The organism is Peribacillus sp. CSMR9 (assembly GCF_033141925.1).
In the GTDB taxonomy this organism is placed as follows: Bacteria; Bacillota; Bacilli; order Bacillales; family DSM-1321; genus Peribacillus; species Peribacillus simplex_A.
In genome coordinates this window covers 1-505 of the sequence record NZ_JAOPHO010000240.1, presented here as the reverse complement: position 1 = coordinate 505, position 505 = coordinate 1, and the positions used below count along the sequence as shown (strand labels likewise).

Genomic DNA, 505 nt, shown 5'->3' with positions numbered 1-505 from the left:
GAAAAACTATCAGATTATTTTAGCAATCTGTAAGAAAAAGGTACGAACATATTGTAAATATCAAATATGTTCGTGCTTTAGAGCTTGTTGTCATTGATATACATTCCTAAATATAAGATTTTGTTGTGTCCTTTATTTCATTTTAATGAACTAACGCACCCGTTACTTTAAGTAGAATATTTCACAATCATAGTAAGTTCTACAGAAAAAGGCATAAATCCTTCCTGCTGAATCAATGCCTTCACTTTTTTAAATTAACTTTACTATTACTTTTTTTAGTTAACATATAGCTTTGTTTTATCATTTCGTAAATGTCTTCCTTTTGAACAGTACCGTCAAGAATTATCGAATTCCAATGGTCCTTATTAAGATGAAATGCCGGAACTACCGAATTGTAAATCTGACGCCAATAATCCAAAAAACCGAGTTCACATTTCACATTAATCCAAATATGGCCATCTTTTTCAAATATCCACGCAAACACTTTCTTGTTATCTATATGTCG

At 30.5% G+C, this 505-nt stretch carries 1 protein-coding gene; it reads right to left on the bottom strand.

Features of this window, described 5'->3' with window-relative positions:
* Positions 1-241: 241 nt before the first annotated feature.
* A partial coding sequence (locus tag N9I19_RS25085; RefSeq protein ID WP_317779383.1) for an MmcQ/YjbR family DNA-binding protein occupies positions 242-505 on the bottom strand: 264 nt, incomplete at its 5' end.